General features: G+C 66.0%; 15 protein-coding genes. 5 read left to right on the plus strand and 10 right to left on the minus strand.

Features of this window, described 5'->3' with window-relative positions:
* Window positions 1–49 precede the first annotated feature (49 nt).
* Window positions 50–3,913 (plus strand): right-handed parallel beta-helix repeat-containing protein, encoded by a 3,864-nt coding sequence (locus tag Y900_RS16800; protein ID WP_081845143.1) that lies wholly within the window; start codon window positions 50–52, stop codon window positions 3,911–3,913.
* A gap of 44 nt (window positions 3,914–3,957) precedes the next feature.
* Here Y900_RS16800 and Y900_RS16805 read toward each other — a convergent pair whose 3' ends face one another.
* Complete coding sequence (locus tag Y900_RS16805) at window positions 3,958–4,782, minus strand: hypothetical protein (protein WP_131536189.1); 825 nt, start codon at window positions 4,780–4,782, stop codon at window positions 3,958–3,960.
* A 202-nt stretch (window positions 4,783–4,984) separates the two neighbouring features.
* Between Y900_RS16805 and Y900_RS30335 the strand changes: the two genes are divergently transcribed.
* Window positions 4,985–6,061 (plus strand): GGDEF domain-containing protein, encoded by a 1,077-nt coding sequence (locus Y900_RS30335; RefSeq protein WP_051660110.1) that lies wholly within the window; start codon window positions 4,985–4,987, stop codon window positions 6,059–6,061.
* A 14-nt stretch (window positions 6,062–6,075) separates the two neighbouring features.
* Here Y900_RS30335 and Y900_RS16815 read toward each other — a convergent pair whose 3' ends face one another.
* Genes Y900_RS16815 through Y900_RS16830 form a run of 4 tightly spaced genes read right to left on the minus strand, consistent with a single transcriptional unit; the run spans window position 6,076 to window position 10,123 of the window.
* Window positions 6,076–7,161: a DUF2855 family protein gene (locus Y900_RS16815; RefSeq protein WP_036343311.1), complete on the minus strand. Its 1,086-nt coding sequence runs from the start codon at window positions 7,159–7,161 to the stop codon at window positions 6,076–6,078.
* Window positions 7,162–7,172: 11 nt separating this feature from the next.
* The gene (locus Y900_RS16820) at window positions 7,173–8,318 is read right to left on the minus strand and encodes a PP2C family protein-serine/threonine phosphatase (RefSeq protein WP_036343313.1); all 1,146 of its coding nucleotides are present in this window, start codon (window positions 8,316–8,318) and stop codon (window positions 7,173–7,175) included.
* Entirely contained in the window at window positions 8,315–9,112 is a 798-nt protein-coding gene (locus Y900_RS16825) for an alpha/beta fold hydrolase (RefSeq protein WP_036343316.1), read from the minus strand. Before Y900_RS16825 ends, Y900_RS16820 begins: the two co-directional genes overlap by 4 nt.
* Before the next feature lie 18 nt (window positions 9,113–9,130).
* The gene (locus tag Y900_RS16830) at window positions 9,131–10,123 is read right to left on the minus strand and encodes a GGDEF domain-containing protein (protein ID WP_051660111.1); all 993 of its coding nucleotides are present in this window, start codon (window positions 10,121–10,123) and stop codon (window positions 9,131–9,133) included.
* A 147-nt stretch (window positions 10,124–10,270) separates the two neighbouring features.
* Here Y900_RS16830 and Y900_RS16835 point away from each other — a divergent pair, with 147 nt between their 5' ends.
* On the plus strand, window positions 10,271–12,475 hold the full coding sequence (locus tag Y900_RS16835; protein ID WP_036343318.1) for a hypothetical protein: 2,205 nt from the start codon (window positions 10,271–10,273) through the stop codon (window positions 12,473–12,475).
* 98 nt (window positions 12,476–12,573) lie between these two features.
* Window positions 12,574–14,004 carry a beta strand repeat-containing protein gene (locus Y900_RS16840; RefSeq protein WP_051660112.1) on the plus strand — a complete coding sequence of 477 codons (1,431 nt, stop codon included), beginning with the start codon at window positions 12,574–12,576 and terminating at the stop codon, window positions 14,002–14,004.
* A gap of 86 nt (window positions 14,005–14,090) precedes the next feature.
* Here Y900_RS16840 and Y900_RS16845 read toward each other — a convergent pair whose 3' ends face one another.
* From Y900_RS16845 to Y900_RS16860, 5 genes are all read right to left on the minus strand, one after another.
* The gene (locus tag Y900_RS16845) at window positions 14,091–14,441 is read right to left on the minus strand and encodes a heme-binding protein (protein WP_036343320.1); all 351 of its coding nucleotides are present in this window, start codon (window positions 14,439–14,441) and stop codon (window positions 14,091–14,093) included.
* 38 nt (window positions 14,442–14,479) lie between these two features.
* Window positions 14,480–14,788 carry a hypothetical protein gene (locus tag Y900_RS30975; RefSeq protein ID WP_081845327.1) on the minus strand — a complete coding sequence of 103 codons (309 nt, stop codon included), beginning with the start codon at window positions 14,786–14,788 and terminating at the stop codon, window positions 14,480–14,482.
* 118 nt (window positions 14,789–14,906) lie between these two features.
* Window positions 14,907–16,352 carry an APC family permease gene (locus Y900_RS16850; protein WP_036343322.1) on the minus strand — a complete coding sequence of 482 codons (1,446 nt, stop codon included), beginning with the start codon at window positions 16,350–16,352 and terminating at the stop codon, window positions 14,907–14,909.
* Entirely contained in the window at window positions 16,349–17,881 is a 1,533-nt protein-coding gene (locus Y900_RS16855; protein ID WP_081845144.1) for an MFS transporter, read from the minus strand. The genes Y900_RS16850 and Y900_RS16855 overlap by 4 nt, the downstream gene beginning before the upstream one ends.
* A 153-nt stretch (window positions 17,882–18,034) precedes the next feature.
* Window positions 18,035–19,657: a helix-turn-helix transcriptional regulator gene (locus Y900_RS16860; RefSeq protein ID WP_036343324.1), complete on the minus strand. Its 1,623-nt coding sequence runs from the start codon at window positions 19,655–19,657 to the stop codon at window positions 18,035–18,037.
* Between the two features lie 157 nt (window positions 19,658–19,814).
* Here Y900_RS16860 and Y900_RS16865 point away from each other — a divergent pair, with 157 nt between their 5' ends.
* Window positions 19,815–20,228, plus strand: coding sequence for a hypothetical protein (locus tag Y900_RS16865; protein ID WP_036343327.1), 414 nt, complete (start codon window positions 19,815–19,817; stop codon window positions 20,226–20,228).
* Window positions 20,229–20,325: the final 97 nt, after the last annotated feature.

Raw genomic sequence — 20,325 nt, forward strand, 5'->3', positions numbered from 1 at the left:
GCTCGTCGGCCTAGATGGCAATCGCGCCTGGCTGCACTTGGGGGATCCGATGAGCAGAAAACGTGGACGGCAGATCGGCGCAGCAACGTTTGCCTTGGGCGTCGCGTTGGCGGGACCGCAAATCGCGATCGCGGCCGCCGACGCACCGGACGCCCCGTCTACATCCGCGGGTGCCCACGCCGGGCCGGCGTCCCGCACCCCGTCGACCGCTGCCGAGGTCCGCAAGGCCCCTACTCGAGCTCGTAACAAGACAAGTGCTGCCGCCACACCGCAGACCGCGTCGTCCGCCGGATCCGCCACCCCATCGCGCGGTGTCGCATCCAGCCGACGGGCCGTAACCCGCACTGCCACAGCGACATCAGAGACGGCGGGTGCCACATCGGTGGCGGCTCCCCGGGTGGATCCGGCCTGCCCGTTGTGCCGGGCAGCGCACGCCCAAAGCCTCGACCAGACCCTCGTGATAACCGTCAACCGCGCGTTCAATTCGGCGTTCACACTGCTCTCCGGTGGTGGCCCGCTCTCCGATGTGTTCACCGGTGCACTTGTTCTCGTCCGACGGTCGCTGTTCTTCGTCCCGGAGGGCGTGACAGCCAGCACGACGACCAACGGGTTGACGGTGAACGTCAACTCCGGAAGCGTCGCGTACTTCCGGCAGAACGGCTCGGGGGTGCAGGTTTCCGGCGATCCCGGGTTCTGGAACGCGACCACCTACACCAGCGACCACGTGGCTGTGGCCGGTGCCGGTAACGGTGGCGCCGGCGTCGTGCTCACCTCCGGGACCATCGCCGGTGACCTGACCACCGATCAGATCGACGCCGTGAGATTCGAGTCCGGGTCGGCGTTCACCGGGAAGGTCGCGGTGACAGCCACTGGTCTGCTCACGCTCCGCGACGGCGTGCGCGGTCTCGCAGGTGTCGCCCTGAACGCCCCGGCGATCGTACTGGACAACAACGTCGAGATCGACGGCGGCTCAGGCGACGCGGCGTTCGCCGGAACTGTCGACGCCGCCAGGGCCGGCAAGCAGTCGCTGACCGTCACAGCACTGGGCACCACCACCTTCGCCGGCGACGTCGGTGCCACTGCCGCGCTTTCCAGCCTGCTGACTCAAGGCATCGCACCGTTGGCGATCACCCAGTCCAACAACACCAAGACGATCGCCCTGCACTTCCTGCCGTGGGTCGAGAATCCGGTCACCGGCACGAACGAAGTGAAATACGGCATCGATGTGGCGGTGGGCGGCAACCCCTCGCAAGTCTACGAATTCGACACCGGTGGCAACGGCTTCTTCGCCGGCTACAACCAGCCCTTCTGGCAGGGAGTGCCGATCACCAGCGACCCGGTGTCGATCCTGTTCACCTCGGGCAATCAATTCAACGCGGTCGTCGCCACTCCCACGGTCACCATCGGCCAGGGCAACCACACGGTCACCACCGCGCCCATCGACGTCGGCGCGATCCTGAGCGGAAGTTCGCCCAAGACAGGGACTTTCGTGTTCACCGATCCCGCTGCGCCACCGATCGAGGGCAGCTTCTTCGGCGATTTCGGCGCTTCACTGGCCGTGCTGCCGGTCTCGGGAACCTCCTACCTGCTGGCGAACCCGCTGCTTCAGCTGCCCGGAAACCTGTCCAACGGGTACCTCGTTCAACTCGGCCCGATCGGTGTCACGCCGCAGGTGACCGTGGGTCTCACCGATAGCCTTCGCGCGCAATTCCCCTACGCCGTTCCCATCGCCCCCGCGCCGGGCGGCGGCACCTACCCGGTGTCCGGGCTGCCGCAGCTGAACCTGTTCGGTATCTACCCAAGCTATTTCGCACAAGAATCCCCGACGAGCCCGCTGGTTCCGATCCAACAAGACGGCTGCGGAAATGACTGCGCGTTACCGACCGTCATCGACAGCGGCGCCCCCAGCACGAGCATTCGCCTTGGCGACCAGAAGGGGCCATTCGAGACACCGGGTGGCCAATTGCAACCGGGCGTGAGTTTCGTCGCGCAGTTCCCGACTGCCGAAGGCAAGCCACCGCTGACATGGACGTTCGTCGCGGGAAACAACGGGTCGGTGAATCTGGTCGACTACGCCAACAGTTCGGCGGCGTTTTCGGGCGACAACCTCAACACCGGACTGAATATCTACAACAACTACGACGTGATGTTCGACGTGCAGGACCAGGTTCTGCGCTTGCGGCCGACCGGCGGCCAGTCCATGGTCATCGCGAATTCGGTGACGACGACCGGGACACAGACCTACCGGCAGAACGCCGAACTGAACGGGACCTACACCACCGGCGGTGCCGACTTCTCCGTCGCAGGCGTCACCACGCTCACCGGGGACACCGTGATCAACGCCGGCGCCGGCAACGTCACGTTCTCCGGCAACGTCGACAGCCCGACCCCGGCCGGTTCGGATCCTGCCACTCCGATGGCGCTGACGGTTAACTCCAGCGGTACAACGACATTCGCGCGACCGGTGGGGTCGCTGTCAGCGCTATCTTCACTAACAACGGATGCCGGTGGCAGAACCGACAGTTTCCAGGTCGACACCGTCGGCACTCAGAACTACGGCGACGATGTCACTTTGCAGGGCAAGTACGTCACGCAGCAGGGCAGTTTCCTGGTGTCCGGCGACACCATACTGGGCGCGGGAGTCAGCGTCCAAGCCCTCGACAACTACTCCCAGTACCCACCGCAGCCCGGCGGGATCACGTTCAGCGGCAAGGTCGACTCCCAGCCCGGTCGCGGCTACACGTTGGATCTGCAGAGCGGCGGCGGAAAGATGGTCCTGGTCGGTGACGTCGGCTCGACAAATCCGTTGGGCGGGTTGACCGCCGAGAGTGCGGGAGCGCCTGCAGGAACCAACCCCGAGTTCGTCGCCAGCGGCAGGATCACCATGGACGGCAGCCTGGGATTCGCCAACGACAACGGTCTGGTGATCAGTGACGGCGTCACCACCAAACTCACTTCCGGCGGCCTCATCACCAACTTCGGCAACGACGGAATCCTGGTGACCTCTCAGGCCGGGACGCAGGTGAGCGGCTTCGCGGTGAGTGGCAGCGGCTCGGCCAACATCGCGACCGACGGTGCAGCCAATGTCACGATCACCAATAACGCCGTCTCTGGCGGCGCCGGCTCCGGCGTGGACCTCAAGAAGTCAACGGCCGTCACCCTCAGCGGCAACTCGATCAGAGGAGCCGGCGGCGCGGGGCTCCGCGCCGACCAGCTGCACAACTCGATCATCTCCAACAACACCATCGCTGCCAACACCGGTGAAGCCGTACGGCTCACCAACTCCGCGAACGTGACGGTCAGTGGAAACACCGTCAACAGCAACGGATCAGATGGTGTGTACGCCGACGGGCTGACCGATTCCAGTATCTCCGGCAACAACATCACTGCGAATCAAGGTAACGGGATTTACTCCACCGACTCGACGACGATTCAGATCGTGTCGAACACCATCAGCGGCAATGGATTCAACGGTGTGTCGATCGATAAGGGGTCGACAGGCAACGCGATCCTGTCCAACTCGATATCCGGCAATGACGCTGCGAAAGCCGGCGGTCTCGGCATCTCGCTCAACAACGGCGACGGCAACGACGGGCAGGCCGCCCCTCGAGAAATTCAGGCCGTGCAGACCGGCGCGTCGTCGAATGAGCTTCAGGTATCCGGCAAGCTGAATCCGCAGGGGTACACCGGCGAGTACACCGTGCAGGTGTTCTACTCACCAGCCACCGATGCACCGAATATCGAGGGCCAGCAATTCCTTGGGCAGGAGGATGTTTCCCTCACCGGGCAAGACTTCTCATTCAGCCTGCCCCTCGATACCTTGCTGCCAGCCGGGTACATCACCGTGACGGCCACTCCGAAGGACGGCGCGCCCAACACATCCGAATTCTCGAATGGCGCCGCTCTTCAATAGAACTGGACCTCTACCACCCCGGAAGGGTGACAGCCGTTGCCGCGTCAGCGGCTTCGGCCGCTGCCTCCCACTGCATGCTTGGCCCCGCCGGTGCTCGTCGACTTCTTCGACGAGGTGCCGGCAGCGGGGGAGCTACCGCGCCCCTTCGCTGGAAGCGCGGCCGCGGTGCGGCTGGGCGCGGCATTCGCGGATTTCGCGCCCGGGGTTGCGGCGCTGCGACCGGAGCGGCCGGTGCCGGCCGGGGAGTCGCTGGCGCTCGCGACGCGAGCCACGCGGTCGGCTGACGGCGCGGCCGCGGGCAGCGAGATAGCCCGCGACACTGATGACGCGGCCTGCACCAGGCCCGCGACGATCAGGGCCGGCGGCAAGAGCGCATAGATGAGCGCACCAACCGCCACCGCGGTTCCCGTCAAAGCCGGGGTCATGGTTCCGCCCGCGGCGGCGACGAACGGACGCATGAGGACAACCAGGACCGCCGCGCTCCCCGTGAGGGTGACCGGAAAGCCGAGGTACCAGGCCGGGGTCAGCAGTGCAGCGGCTCCGGCGATGACCAAACCTTGAGTGAAACTGTAGATGGGCTCAGGTACCACAACCACGACGGAGGCCGGGGTCTGTGCTGCTCCAATGGAATTCGCGCCGTCGTGCTTGAGTGCCGAAGCGAGGCCGTCGACTGCGGTCGATGTCACGGCCGCGGCCAGTGTGGCTGCGAGTTCGACCGCCCGGCCGACGTGGGGCCGGGCCACCTCGCCTGGCGCGGCGGCTCCACAACCAGCTGCCAACACGACGGCGGCGATCCCCGCAGCGCAAACACTCCGCAACCCGTCGCGGAATCTCACGGTCCATGTCGTCGCGCCAACTGCTGCGGTCACGCCGTGTCCTTTGTTCGGGCAGATTGTTCCTGAGAAATTATCAGGAAGACTGGCAAAGGATCGCGTTTCGGGTTCCGGGTGCGCGTCGCATCAAGTCGCATCAAACAGTGGTGTCTCGCCGGCCTTCGCTGAATCTGTGAAATTATTGACGAGTGCGTAATGAAGAGCGGCTTGTCCGCTCCACCGTGGTAGCTGAACCGCGATGGACCTGATAGCTCTCGGCCGCGCCCGCCAGGCGGTGCTGCGGCTCGGTGTCGTGCTGATCATGGTCGGCGCGATGATCGTCGGCACGTCGCCGGGCGACTGGCTCGCGGAGTGCATCTGGATCGCGGTCTATGCGCTCGCCGCGATCGGCGCGGCGGTTCTCGCGGTCTCACCGGCCGGCAAGTTGATCAGCGGACCACGGTGGCGCATCGCCACCGCCGCGACCGACATCGTGGCGCTGGCGGGCTTCCATCTGCTGACGTCGGGCGGCTACGTCCCGTTGTTGCTCATCGGGCTCCTTCCGTTGATGGTGATTGTCGAGTTGTCCTGGCAGCGCGCGGCAATTGTGTTGTCGCTGAGCGTGGTTGCGTTCGTAGGTACGCTGTTCGCCGATACCTCCATCCACCAGAGGATCGGATGGCCGGCGGCCTGGTTCCTCGTCGTCGTATACGCGTACCTGTGCTGTGCGGCATTCCTCGCGACCTATGTGCACGCGCGCCAGATTGCCGAAATCTCCTCCGAGCGCTCCGCGAGTGAGCGTCTGGCCCACCAGGCCACCCACGACGACCTGACCGGCCTACCGAATCGTGCGTATGTGCTGGCCCGGATCACCGACGCGCTGACACGCGCTGGGCGTGATGCGTTGTCCGGCGTGCTGTTTCTCGATATCGACGATTTGAAGGTCATCAACGACTCGTTGGGTCACGACGCCGGCGACACTATGCTTCAGACCGCCGCGCAACGCCTCGCGCGTTCCGTACGAGCCGGGGATGTGGTCGCCCGGCTCGGCGGCGACGAATTCGTCGCGCTGCTGTTCGGCCCGACCACCCGCGAGGCGCTGGACGGACTCAGTGAGCGAATGCATGCCGCGCTGGCCGAACCGGTGCGCATCGGTGCGACCACCTTGCGCATGACCGCCAGCATCGGCATCGCCCCGATCAACGAGCGCGACGAGAACACCGCGGCCACCATACTGCGAGACGCGGATCATGCGATGTATCAGGCGAAGAGGCTGGGTCGCGGCAAGAGTGCTTACGCCACTGAACAACTCGTCGACACGACCGGTTCGACCTAGCGCAGGTGTACTGGTCACACCGACAGGATGTGCCCTTCACTGGCCGGAACGGTCCCGTCCAGCAGCGCCGCATAACACTGCTCAACGGCCTCGCGGCCTTCTGAGGTCACCACAGTCATCCACGGCCGCTCGGCGTCGTCGATGCGTGCCAGGAACGCCGTCCACACCGCGGCCAGCCGCTCCTGCAGTCCCTGCGGCCCCCACTCCGCAGCACGCTTGCGGGCTTGTTCGGGCGCGAAGAACAACTGCGGCGGCGGGCCCGGCAATTCACCGCCGCCGCCCATTGCATCCCAATGTGTCGCGCCCACCGCGCAGCTATAGGCCAGCAGATCGCCGAGTCTGCGATGGACCGCACCGCGCACCGCGGTGTCGCCGCTCATGTCGACGTACACCGATGCGACCTCGGGAAGAGTGCCCACGTCCTGGTAACAGAGGACGTCGTCGTAACAGCCCAGGGAGCGGGTGAATTCGGCGTTGGCCGGTGACGTCAGCCCGACGACGGTGACGTCCCCGCCGCGCTGTGCGAGGCAGAACGCGGTACCGTAGGCGGTCTTGCTGGATGCGCTGGACAGGATCACCGTCGTGGCGCCGAAGAATGCGTTGTCGGCAAGGAAGTCGTCGATCAGGAACGACGTGGCGAACAGCGGACGTAGCAGCGCCTGCTGCGGCTCGCGGTCGGCTCGATAACCGGGGTCGGCGCTGCACCGCACGTACTGGTTGTAGACCGCGTGCAGGGCGCAACGATGCTCGGAACCCTCGGCGAAACCGCCCGGGTGCACATCGGTGGCCCGCACTACCGCCTCGTCGGCGATCGGCCAGTAACCGTAGAAACGCTCGTCGATTTCCACTCCGGGACAGCGTGATTCGATGACCGTGGCGAAGCCCCATACCGGGACATGACCGGTGCCCCATTCGGCGGTCGGAAAGAACTGCCAGTAGTTCATCACGTCACCGAGCGCGGCGTAGGTGATGTTGTTCGATGTCAGGGCGAAAGCGTCGATGCGCAGGCGCACGTCGCCGTCCCCCAGGCTGGGTGCGGGTGACTCGTCCCAGTGAGTGGTGCGCAGATCATTGCGCTGCACCACGAAGCTCGTCGTCATCGGCTCTCCAATCATTGCGGTACACCCAGCGCAAGCACTGCTGTGTCGTCCTCGATGCCGGCTCCGAAAGAGCCCAGCAGCTGGCGGATTTGGGCGATCAACGCATCAGCGCCGACCGGCCCCAACGCCGTGACGAATCGACGCAGGGCGCCGTCGTCGTCGTATCGGCGTTTGCCGTCACCGACTCGTGCCTCGGTCAGGCCGTCGCTGTAGAGCAGCATGGTGTCGCCCGGCGCGAGTCGCAGCGCGGCGTCGACGAACCGCGGCCGGTCGGTCAGGCCGACTGCCATCCCGCCGGTGATATCCAGATAGCTGACCTCGCCGGAGCGCTCCACCAGCAGCGGTGCCGGATGCCCGCCGCTGGCCAGGCGCACCTCGAACCCGTCGTCTTTCTGGGTGAGAGTGCCGAAAATAACTGTGCAGAAGCGTGTTTGCCCATCGCGATGCTCTTGGCCGATCACGGTGTTCAGCCGGTGCAGCACAGTCATCGGGTCGGGGTCGACGACAGCTGCGGTGCGCAGGGTATAGCGGGTCAGCGATGTGATCGCCGCGGCTGCCGGACCCTTGCCGCACACGTCGCCGAGGAAGAATCCAGATATGTTGTGCGACAACGGGAACAGGTCGTAGAAGTCGCCGCCGATGTCTTGTACCGAGGCGTGGTAGTGAGCGGCTGCGGCTAGTCCCTCAGGGACCGACAATGACGGCGGCAACAGCGAGCGCCGCAGGGTCTCGGCCAATGACTGCGCCCTGGCCCGTTCGGACTCGGCGCGCTGGCGCTCGTCGAGCAGCTCCCGTTCGTACGAGCGTCGTTCGCGGGCGTCTTGGATGTCGACGCGCAGCAGCGCAGGTCGACCGTCCGCCCCGCGTTTGACGTTGGCGGTCAGAAACACCGATCGGCGTGAGCCATCAGCGGCCCGCAGCTCCACGCTGATGCCGTCGAGTTGGCCACTCATCTGCAACAGCGGAGCGAAGTGCGTCTCGAAGTGGATGCGCCCACCGATGGTGAAAAGATCAGTGATCAGCTTGCCGTGCAACGCATTCGGTGTAGTGCCGAGCCAAGACGCCAGCGTGGCGTTGGCGTCGACGATACGCCCGTCGGGGGTCGCCGCCAGCTGACCGCTTGGCGCGTTTTGCCACAGATCCTCAGCGTCGGTCATGCGGAGGCGAATGCCGCGAGGGCCTCTGCGGTGGCCTCGGGTGCGCTCACGTGCGGGCAGTGGCCGGTGGCGTCCAGGGTGATGAGCTGGGCGTCGGGAATGTGATCGCGGACGTATGCGCCGACTTCGGGCGGCGCGATGACGTCCTGGCGGCAGTCGATGATCAGCGTGGGGACTCCGACATTGGCGAGGTCGGCGCGGTTGTCGGACAGGAATGTGGCGCGGGCGAAGACCTTCGCGGCCGCGGGGTTGGTGCGGCAGAAGGTCGCGGTGAGGTCCTCGGCGAGTTCGGGGCGGTCGGCGTTGCCCATGATCGCCGGCGCCATCGATCGCGACCAGCCGAGGTAATTGCTTTCCAGCGATTCGAGGAGCTCGTCGATGTCGGCGCGGCTGAAGCCACCGCGGTAGCCGTCGTCATCGATGTAGCGCGGGGACGGGGTGATCATCGCGAGCTTGCCGAAGCGGGCAGGCGCGCGGGACGCCGCCAGGGCGCCGATCATGGCGGCCACCGAGTGCCCGACGAGTGTCACGTCGTGCAGGTCGAGGGCCTCGGCAATCTCCACCACGTCGTCGGCGTAACCCTGCAGGGACGAGTACTTGACCGGATCCCACGCCTCGGGGTCGGCGTTGCCAGAACCGACGTGGTCGAACAAAACGATGTCGAAACGGTTCTGCAGCAAGGCTGCCACCGGGTGCCAGAGGTGCTGGTCGCAGCCGAAGCCGTGCGCCAACAGAAGAGTCGGTCCGTCGGCCGCACCCATGCGGGTCACGTTGTTGCGGGAGACGACGTCCATCAGGGCATTCTTGCGCAGCTAGCGCCGTGGTTCGGATCTGGTGCGCTTGTCCGCGTACATGGCGGCGTCGGCGCGGGCCAGGACGGCTTCGGCCAGGTCGCCGCCACCCACCACCGCTGTTCCGCAGCTGGCCCCGACGGTCAGTGCCCCGACGCTGGTGGCCATCTCCTCCTGCAGCACGGTGAGCAGGCGCTTACGCAGGCTGATCGGGTCGGGGGCGAACGAGGACGCGAGCAGGACGGCGAACTCGTCCCCGCCGATCCGGGCTCCGAGATCCTCGGCCCGGCAGGTGGTCGCGATGCGGTTGCCGATGACCCGCAGCACCTCGTCACCGACCGAGTGCCCGTAGACGTCATTGATCGGCTTGAACCCGTCGAGGTCGATGTAGAGCACGACGGCGACCGGGTTGCCGGTTCCCGCGGCACCGGAAATCATGCCTTCAAGCCCGGAGAGGAACGCCGACCGGTTGGCCAGGCCGGTGAGGGCGTCGACGGAGGCGGCATGGGCTTTCTCGTCCATGACGTACGCGCGGGCCAAGGCCTTGGCAATGAACGCGGCCAGCTGTTCGAGCAGGCTCACGTCCTCGTCGGTGAATGCGTTGGGCTTGTCGCAGATGACCTTGAGCACGCCTTGGGTGCGGTTGCCGTCGACCAAGGGGACCACGATCATCGACCGGGCATGGACCCGGCGGCAGGCTTCCAAGTCCACCCGGGGATCGGTCTCGGTGTCGGTGGAGATCAGGATCTTGCCGGTGCGGACGCACTCGCCGGACATGCTGCCCGACATGGCCAACCGCAGCCCTTCGGTGCCCGCGAGCGAACCGACGGCGGTGGTGTAGACCATCTCGCCGAACTCGGCGAGCTCGATGACCGCGCCGGGCGCCCGAGTCGCTTCGCGTGCCTGTTCTGCGACGATCTTCATTACCGCGTCGGCGGTCGCCTCGGCTTCATTGATCGCTTGCTGGACCTTGATGATGGTCTGCAAGGTCGCCACCGACAGTTCGCCCCCCACGAGCTGGATATTAGGGGACAAAAGGCGGCCGGCGTAGGCAATGAACAATTCGCATAAGTGCGTTTACGCGTACACGCTCATGTCACCCATGGCGTGTGCTATACCCCTAGCAAATTAGCTTTTTCGTCAACATCGGGGGTTGGTGCCATGGGCCTGGGACAGCAGGGTCGTTACGTCGGTCGGGTCGGAGCGTTGGCGGTGGCCCTCGGTGTCGGCGGGCTGATCGTCGCACTGCCTGCGGTGGCCGGCGCGGACAGCGGGGCGGGGGACTCGGGCAAGACGACGTCCTCGGCCGGCAAGCCTGCCCCTCGGACCGCGGCGAAGGCGGGTCCGCGTGCTCCCAAGGCGCCGACGTCGACGCCGGCCGCGTCGGCCAAGCCGGCCGCATCGATCTCCGGAGCGAGCCGGCGGCCGCTGGACGGGCTCAGCGGAAGCAGCGATCCGTTGGCTCCGGTCACCGAGCCAGTGTCATTCGCGGTGCTGGCGGCGACCCGTCGGGACGGGACCGCCCGGTCGGCACGCTCGGTCGTCACCGGTGGAACCGCCTCTGCGGCAGCCGCTTCAGTGCCCAGTGCCGGTGTCACGGGAAGCGCACCGCTGCCTGCCGGTGCCACCGCAGGCACCGCGCTCGGCACTGCGGTGCGCAACTTCATCGACTCGCATTTCCCGGGCTGGAGCCCGATCGCTGACCAGCTGGCACCGATCGTCGCCAATGGAGTCCAGGATCTGTTGGACAATGGCAAGGTCAGTGCCGAGGTGCAGCAGCTGATCGCGAATGACACTATCCTGCAGTTCGTTTCGACGAAGATCTCCGCCGCGCTGAACACCTACCTCGGCGTGCCGTCGTCGGTCGGCACCGTCGTCGGCAACGCTGCGGTGAGCTTCGCTAGCACGGTGCTCGGCAACACCGGCGTCCAGACCGCGCTGGACGTGCTCGCCACCGCCGTGGCGCCGGACAGTGCGCAAGCCACCGCCATCGCGGCGGGTTTGGCGATCAACGACATTGCGCCGCTTGCGAGTTACCTCAAAGCGGTGGTCGCCAACTCCTCCGGCGAGGTCGCGACCTTCCTGAGTAACTCCTCGGTTCAGGCTGCTCTGGCGTCAGGTGTGTCTGGTGCAGTCATCGATCTGACCAGCGGTGGGGTCATCCCGACATGGCTCGGCACTGTTGTCGACGGCTGGGTGACATCCGCGCTCGGTGACAACGCCACCGCGACCGCTGTCGGAAACGCGCTGGGCGCGGCCGTACAGGGCTTGCTGAGCAACACCAAGGCGGTGCAGGGTGTGGCCGCGGCCGCCGGTGCTGGTGTCACCGACATCCTGTCCGCGCCAGGCGTCCCCGCCGCGCTGGCCGGTTACATCACGCAGTTCGGCACCGCCCTGCTGACGGGCGACAACTGGATCGATGCACTGGACGTGGCTTGGCAAGGGCTGCAGGGCAATTCGGCGTTCCTGTCGGCTCTGGCTCCCGCCGCCGGTGACGTTGTGTCGTCGTTGGTCACCAATGCCGACGTGGTGGCGGCTCTGGCGTCGACGGCCAAGGCGCTGGTGATCAGCTTGTCGGCCGACGAAGGCTTCCGCACTGCCGTCGGTGAGTTGTTCGGGTCCACTTACGGTCCGACGCTCGTACAGGCTCTGGCCGATCCGACGTCCGCGGCGCAGCTCGGCGCGACGGCCGGCTCGGTGGTCACCAGCTTCCTCGGTCAGGACGGGGTGGCGGCGACGCTGTCGGCTGCCACCGAGCAGATCGTCGCGGCGCTGCTGGGCGGGGCTTCGCCTGTCGACGTGCTCCAGGGTGCTGTGCAGCAGCTGGCGTCGGACCCGGCGTTGGTCGCCGCGTTCAATGCCACAGTGCCGGACGCGCTGAAGTCTGTGCTGAAGGCTCCGGCCGTGCGTGACGTGATCAGCACGGTCGCGCAAGGTGTCGTCAATCAGCTGATCGATTCGACCCCGCTGAACAACACGGCCCTGGATCCGGTGGTGAGCCAGGTGGCGAAGGCGACGGTCCAGGCGTTCGTGTCCAATCCGGCGGCCCAGGGCCTGCTCGGCGATCTCGCCGGGGATCTCCTTGGCGGAACGCCGCCGGCCGATGTGGTGCAGACCGTTATTTCGAAGGTTGTGAACAGCCCGGCGTTGCAGATCGCGCTCGGTCAGTCGCTGGGCCAGGGGTTCGGTGCGCTGCTCGGGGACAATCCGGTCGCCTACGCGGTGGGTCAGCTGGCCGGAATCGGTACGGCGCTGGCATTGGTGTTCAGCTTCGGGGTGGCGAATCTCTTCGGCCTCGGCGGCAGCCTGTCGGCGTCCTCGGTCCCGAGTGGCAGCTCGTATTTCGTGACATTGCAGATTGCCTGAGCGAGAAAACGGACGCAAACGCGAACGGGTAAGCCATACTCAGTGCTGCCGGATAGCAAATCCGCCACCAGCACTCTCGGCATGATCGGGGAATAGTCATGATCAGTACCGCAAAGACTCGTTACACGGTGTCCGGCGTCCTGGCCACAGGTGCCGCCGCGAGCGCATTATTCGCAGGCGCCGCGCTGGGATCGGCCCCCGACGCCAACGCGAGCTGCGCGTCATTCTTCGGTCTCGGCAACAGCGCCAGCTGCTCCAGCACGCCGCTGAGCATCGCGATCGCGGTCGGCAACGGAGCCACTGCGCATGCCGGCGGACTATTCGGCGCGGCGTTCGCCCTCGGGACCAATTCCGCCGCGACCACTGGTGACGCGTTCACGTTCGCCACGGCAGCCGGTGACGGTTCGGTCGCCACCGCCAACGGACTGTTCGGCATCGCCACTCAGCTCGGCCCGAACGGCGCCGCGGTCACCAAAGGGTCGGGGCAGTTCGGCAACTTCGGTCTCAACATCGCATTGAATGTCACGCCGCTCAATTCGGCGGCGAACGGCAGCACCGTCACCGCGGGCGGCACCGGCGGCGCGGGGAACATCGCCCTGAATCTCTTCGGCCGCGCGACTGCCGCCAACAGCGTGAAGGTCACCTCGCACGGCTTTTTCAACATTGCGACGAATGTTGGTGGCCGCGACAACATCATCGAATCGGGCGACGCGGCCAACAGCTCGATCATCAACCTGGCGACCAACCTCTTCGGGAGTAACACCACGGTTTCGGCCCAGGGTGGGATTTGGAACTGGGCGACCAACGTGCTCGGTAACAACAACACCGTCGTGACGGTCGGCAGCCTGGTGAACACCGCGACCAATCTGTTCGGCAGCAATAACACCGTGATGACGACGGGTGGCTACGCCAACTGGGGCCGTAACCTCTTCGGCAACGGCAACACCATCGAGGTCACCGGCGGCTACGCGAACACCGTTCGAAACCTGTTCGGCAGCAACAACACTGTGACGACAACAGGCGGCAACGGCAATCTGGCGCAGAACTGGTTCGGCACCGGGAACGCGGTGACGATCACCGGCGGCATCTACAACACGGCTTTCAATCTGCTGGGCGGCAACGGCAATCAGGTCGAGTCGCAAGGCGGGTATCAGAACGCGGTGTTCAATTTGATCGGTAACCACAACACGTTGACCGTCGGCGGTGCGGGCAGTAACTACAATCTGACGGTCAATTCGTTGAGCAGTAACAACCAGGTGACCGCTGGTGGTGCTGGCGGTAACTTCAGCGCCGGGTTCAACGTCCTCGGCGGCACTAACACCGTCCATGCGGGACCTGGACCGCTCGCGTTGGCCGGCACCATCTTCGCCAACGGTCAGACCGTCACCAAGACCAACCCGGGTATCGCGATCAACAACTTCCGCATCGGCGGCGCGCAGGCCACCAGCGGCCAGAGCAGTAAGACGCCTGCGGCGAAGGCCGGCGACGCCGGAAAGAAGAAGGGCACCGCTGGGAGCGCGCGGGGTTAGCCGCTAGCTATTCGGGATGTCGAAATTGGACTGGCGCAGAGGAAGTGCGAGAGCACATCTGCGCCAGTTCAATCTCGCGAAGGCTCCTAGCCCATCGGCCCCATGTCGTCAGGCATCGGTGCATCGCAGCGGGCGCGGAAATCGGCCGCCGGTTGGCGAACGGCTTTGATCTGGTCGCGGACATCGGGATTGGCCTGGAGGTAATTGGAGACGGCGGTGCGCATCTCGTCGCGCGACTTGCCCTTGAGGCCGGTGAAGAAGGCGTTCACGTCCGGGTGGGTGAACAGGTAGACCGACATGCCGGCGTTGACTCCCGAGAGGACCTGGGTGAGGTCGCCAGCCGTGCAGTTCGGTTCGTCGGCGGCGGCGGTTGCCGAACTGCCGATCAGCATTGCGCCGGAGATGATCCCGGCGCTGATCAAATTGCGGACCAACATTCGACTGCTCCTAACGATGAAAGATGGACAGGTAAAGCTCAGTTGCGAGGTCCGGGACGGCCAGGCCGGATCGGCGGACGCGGAGATGGAGGCGGATTCGGCCGGGGGTTGAGATTGATGTCGATGCCCCAGGAGTCGTCGCAGTACCACGGGTCTGCGCAGTAGCCCGGATACGCAGGCCCGGCGATCGGCGCGGTCGGGCCGCCGCCGCGGACTTCGCCTTGCGCGCAGACCGTGGCCGCGCCTGCATTGGTGCAGTCCGCTGAGGCGGGTGTAGCCGATATCAGGGTCGCGGGTCCGGTCCCGATGATCAACCCGAATGCCAAGAAGCACGATGCTTTTCGCATGGCGCCCACCCCTATTTCCCAGGAGGGCCCGTGATCGCGCTGATCCGGTGGGCTCTCGGACATTTTGGCTCTGCGGATAGTACTACGCCGCGTCGTGCAATTGCGCAAGAGCAAAGACTCAGAACGCGCCCGGCTCACCGGGTTCGGTCTCCAAGGCCGCACGGTTGGTCAGCAGCAGCCAGACGAAGTACAGCCCACCGACGGCGATCAGGCCGAGCACGATCAGGCCGGGAATCCTTGCCTCACTGGGGGATACGAGGGCGAAGATCGAGAAGGCCACCCACACCAGCGCGGTGTAGGCCACCGGCAGCTCGAACCGGCCGAGGCTGAAGCCGCCCTCCTTGCGTTCGAGGCGCTTGCGCACGCAAAGATAGAGCACCACGATACCGCCGTAGATCAACGCAGGCAGGATCGTCGACGCGACGATCAGCTGCAGCAGGGCCGCACCGCGCAGCGTGAGCATCAACACCACGCCGATCACTAAGATCAGGATCGTCGCAGCGACCGGCGTCTGGGTGCGCGGGCTCACCCGGCGTAGCACTGCGTGGCCGGGGAATCGTGAGTCGCGCGCCATGGCGAATGCCTGCCGCGAGCAGGCTGCGATCATCACCATTCCGGCGCCGAACATGGCAAACACGATGCCGGTCAACAGGACTCGCTCCATCACCGGACCGAGCTGATCGTGGATGATCGTCGCCACCGGTGAGCCGCTGGTGGTCACTGCGGTGATGTCCTTGATCGCCAACGTCAGGATGACGACGAACACCAAACCTAACGTCGCCGAGGCGATCACCGACGAGACGATCGCGCGGGGAACGCTGCGGAACGGATCCTTGGCCTCCTCAGCGAGATTCGCCGCGGAGTCGAAGCCGACCAATGTCACCAAGCCCATGATCATGCCGGCCATCAGCGGCCCGCCGATCGCGAAGTAGTTGGGCGCATCGGCCGCCACACCGCGGGACACCAGATTGGCGGTCGTGCCGGTCCCGGAGAACACCATCACGGCACCGAGGCCGACCACCAGGACCGCCAGGATTACCAGCTCGAGACCGACCGCCCCGGAGGTGACCACGCCGAGCAGCCGGGTGGAGGCGATGACGAGAATGGTCTGAGTCAGCAAGATCGCCAACGTGATCACGCGTGCGACGTCCTCGTCGGGCGCCATCCCGAACAGCGGCATCAGCGCTTGGCTGGCCAGGGCGTTGTCCATCGCCGCCACCGCGATCGCCAGGAACCAGAACGTCAGCCAGCCGAACAGCCAGCCGACTTTCGGGTTCGCCAGCCGCGAGGCCCACTGATAGGACGAGCCGCTGAGCGCGATGCGCGCCGCGAACTGCGCCACCACCAACGCGACGAGGGTCTGGCCCACCGCGGCGATGATCCATAGCCAGATCCCCACCGGCCCTGAATAATTCAGCACCGCACCGTAGGTCGCGAAGATCCCGACCACCACGGAGATGAACGCGAACGAGATCGCGAACACCTGGAACGAGCCGAGGGTGCGTTTCAGTTCGGGTTGATAACCCGAATGCCGCAGTTCCTCGTCGGTGGAGTCAACGGTCATTGCGGCACCGGGCCTTCCTCGAAGTCAGAGCAACCATAGGGGACGAGGGGACGTTCGGGCGGCGGCTTGAGCAGCATCCAGACCGCCACCGCCGACCCGAGCAGCAGAACCGAACCGATCCCCGCGGCGACGGCGAGTCCGTCGGTGAACGCGGATTGGGCGGCGGCAAGCAGGGCGTGCGCCTTGTCGTCGCTGAGTGATGCGGCCGCTCGGTGGGCGGCGGCCAGCGACTGCTCGGCGTGCGCGAGGACGTCGTCGTGGATGCCGGCCGGGCGGTCGAGTCCGCGGTAGACGGCGGCGATCACGCTGCCCAGCAGCGCGATACCGAGCGCCGTGCCCAACTCGTAGGCCGTCTCCGACACGCCCGCCGCGGCACCGGCCCGTTCGGGCGGGATGCTGGTGATGATGACGTCGTTGGCGACGGTGAAGGCCATCCCGAGCCCGGCGCCGATGACGAACAGGGCGAACCCGAGCGGCCAGTAGGGGGTTGTCGGGCTGATCGCCGTCAGCGATGCCAGCGCCGCACCGATCAACGTCAATGAGGTCGCGAGCACCACCCGCGGCGACCGATACCGCACCGCGACACCGGCGAGGACCCCGAACGCTGTCGCCGCCAGCGCGGCGGGCAGTTCGGCGAGCCCGGCCTGCAGCGGGCTGTAGTCATGCACGAGCTGGAAGAACTGCGACAGGAAGAAGAGCACTCCGGACAGCCCGAGCACCGACAGCATGTTGGCGGTGATCACGCCGGTGAACCCGCGGTTGGCGAACAGGCGAACGTCGATCAGCGGGTGCTGCGCCTTGAGCTGACGTCGCACGAACAACGTCAGCGCACCCAGGCCCACCAGGCCGGCGGCGACGATGTCGGCGTGCAGTCCGTGCGCGGCGCCCTGTTTGGCGGCGTACACCACGCCGAGGATCCCGACCAGCGACAGGGCGGCGCCGATCGGATCCCACGGTCCCGGGATCGGGTTGCGCAACTCGGGCAGCAGCACCCAGCCGCCGATAACCAGGACGACGACCACCGGCACGTTGATCAGGAACACCGAACCCCACCAGAAGTGCTCCAGGAACAGGCCACCGATGACCGGGCCGAGCGCGGTGCCCGCCGAGAACACCGATGCCCAAATGCCCACGGCGACAGCACGTTCCCGCGAGTCGGGAAACAGACCACGGATGAGGGCCAGGGTCGACGGAGCGAGGCTCGCCCCGGCGACACCCAGCAGCGCACGGGCCGCGATCAGCATGCCGGCGGTCGGGGCGAAGGCGGCCGCCACCGATGCCAGCGCGAAAGCGGTTGCGCTGATGAGTAATAGCTTCTTGTGCCCGATCCGGTCGCCGAGGCTGCCCATGGTGACGAGCAGCCCGGTGAGCACGAAGGAGTAGATGTCGCCGATCCACATGATCTCGGTGGTGGTCATGCCGAGATCCCTGCCGAAGACCGGTGCCGCCACCGCCAGGACGGTGCCGTCGACTCCGATGAGCAGCACGCCCAGGCTGAGCACACCCAGTGCGGGCCAGCGGTGTCTCATGGACTACCCGGCGTGGCAGAACACGTCGACCTGGGCGGCGAGAGTGGCGAGGGCGAGCTTGGCGGCGGTGATCATGGAAACGACGTTATGGCCGGTGGGCACCCCGCATCATCGGCCGAAGTATGCGTTTGTGCAGGTACGGCGTGGTGCAAATTATGTAGACGCGCCGTGCAGCACTTTGTTTTCGTGCGCCCAGGCCGCTGCTGCGGTGCGGCTGGAGACGCCGAGCTTGACGTAGATGTTGGCCAGGTGCCGGGCGGCGGTCTTCTCGCTGATGAACAGCTTCTTGGCCAGGTCGCGGTTGGACAGGCCCGCGGCGATGCCGATCAGGACCTCGAGTTCCCGCTTGGTCAGCCCGCCGGGCGCTGCGCTGGGTTCGGCCTGGGTGGGTGCGACGCCGAGTTGTTGATAGATCGCGGCGGCGTTGGCTTTTTCGGTGGCAGCTCCCTCGGGATCCGCGGAGTCGCTGCGGGCCAAGGACATCCACTCATACACCTGAGCCATCTCGTAGCGGCATTGGGTGCTGCGGTAGCGGCGCAATGCGTCCTGGAGGACGGGCAGTGCGTCGGCGGCCTTTCCCTGTTTGACGAGGACGGTGCCGCGGGCGTGGCGGGCCCAGGCCCGGAAACCGGGGGAGTCGAACTTCTCTGCGCCTGCTTCGAGTTCGGCGCAGTAGCGGTCGGCGTCGTCGATTTTGTTGCGGGCCAACGCGATTTCGACGGCGGCGGGCAGCAACCGGAGGCGGTTGATTTCGTCTTGCTCGGCGTCCATCCGCATGCGCAGGTCGGTCGCGGCGGCGTCGGCCTCACCGAGGTGGCAGCGCAACAGAGCCTCACCGGGTTGCGGGTCCTTGTTGTGGTCGCGGGCTTTCGCGAATGCTTCGCGGGCGCCATCGAGGTCGCCTTTACGGCGGCGAATCTCGCCGAGTTCGTAGTAGCCCTTGCCGACGGTGCCGGGGAAGTCGCCCATGGCGGCGATCGCGTCGAGCAGCCGCTGCTCCACCTCGGTCAGGGTTTTGGTGGCGCTGTGCAGGTCTATCTTGTGGACCTCGCAGGTGGTGCCGTACCAGGAGGCGGTGACCTTCGGGCCTTTGCGCCAGACCTCCATGGCGTCGAACCAGGTCTTCATGCGGGTTAGGTCGGCGAGGCGGTGACATTCGTGGATGACGGCGCAGTAGATGTCGCCGGCCCAGTCGACGGGGACCTGGTCGGCGAGGACGGGCATCATCGCCTCGTCGAGTTGGGCGAAGGCCTCGCTGGTGCGGGCGAAGGGCAGCATGGTGACGCCGCTGGCGGTGAAGCACAGGGCGTTGAAGCCGGGATCGTTGAGTCTGTCCGTGACTTCCTGGAGCTGCGCTGCGAGGTCTTTGGCGACGTCGTTGCGGCCCTCGTCGATGGCCACCAAGGAGTCGACATAGAGAAGGTAGGCCAGGACCCGGTCGTCGGGTTGTTTGTCGTGCAGGCGGCGGGCGCGGTTGATCCAGACGCGGGTGATGGTGAGGTCGCCGCCGTTGAACCACTGCAGGGCGACCTCGACGGCCTTCATCGCGGCGCCGTGGGTGTCGTTGGCGGCGTTCAGGCGGTTGAAGGCCTGCTCAGAGAGCTGCATGGAATGCCGGCCGTGGCCCAGGCGCCAAGCGGCCAGGCCGAACGACGACAGATCGTCGGTGGTGAGTTCGCCGGATTCTTGGGCCTGAAGGTAGTGGTCGTAGGCGGTGCGCCAGTCGCCTTGTGCGTAAGCGGCGCGGGCTGCGTCGAGCTCGGTGGGGTTCGCCATGGTGATCGCGTTAACGGTAGCGGAGGCTGCGGCGATGTAAGGGCTGAACAGTGCGGGTGCTTCGGCGAGGTCGCGGGTTGGCTACGAAGTCTTGTACTGCAGGTTTTCAGGTTGTCGGGATACTGTTGACAGCCGTTGACTTCGGAAGGGGTTGCTCATGCGGGCTGGCTGTGTCGCTGCGGTGGTGTGCGGTGTTGCGCTGGCGATGGCGCCGACGGCTTCGGCGGCCGAGGACCTGATGAGCGGCAGCTACACCGTGATGGGCCCGAACGAGATCATCGACACCTGGACCATCTCGAACCTGTGCAACGTGATCGAGACGGGCTGCCTTGCCAACGTCAAGTCCCCGCTGATCGAGGGTCAGGCCGTCTACCAAGGCGCGCACACCTGGATGATGCGAGTCATCGGTCAGGTGCCGGTATGCCCGGACAGGTCCAAGACCAAGGGTGCGATGGTCTTCACATGGAACACCCAGAGCCTGACCGGCTCGGTGACCGAGATCCAGCAGGGCAACTGCGTGTTCACCCGGCCCGGGCAGTCGCAGATTCCGATTACGTTGGTGGCTGCTTAGGGGTGCGGTCGTGCGATGGATTCCTTAACGCCGTTTTTTTAGGACGCGTCGCGTCAGCGTAGGGAGCGTTCGTGTCAAGCGATTTCCTCGAGACGCC

It is taken from the genome of Mycolicibacterium aromaticivorans JS19b1 = JCM 16368 (assembly GCF_000559085.1).
Taxonomy (GTDB): domain Bacteria; phylum Actinomycetota; class Actinomycetes; order Mycobacteriales; family Mycobacteriaceae; genus Mycobacterium; species Mycobacterium aromaticivorans.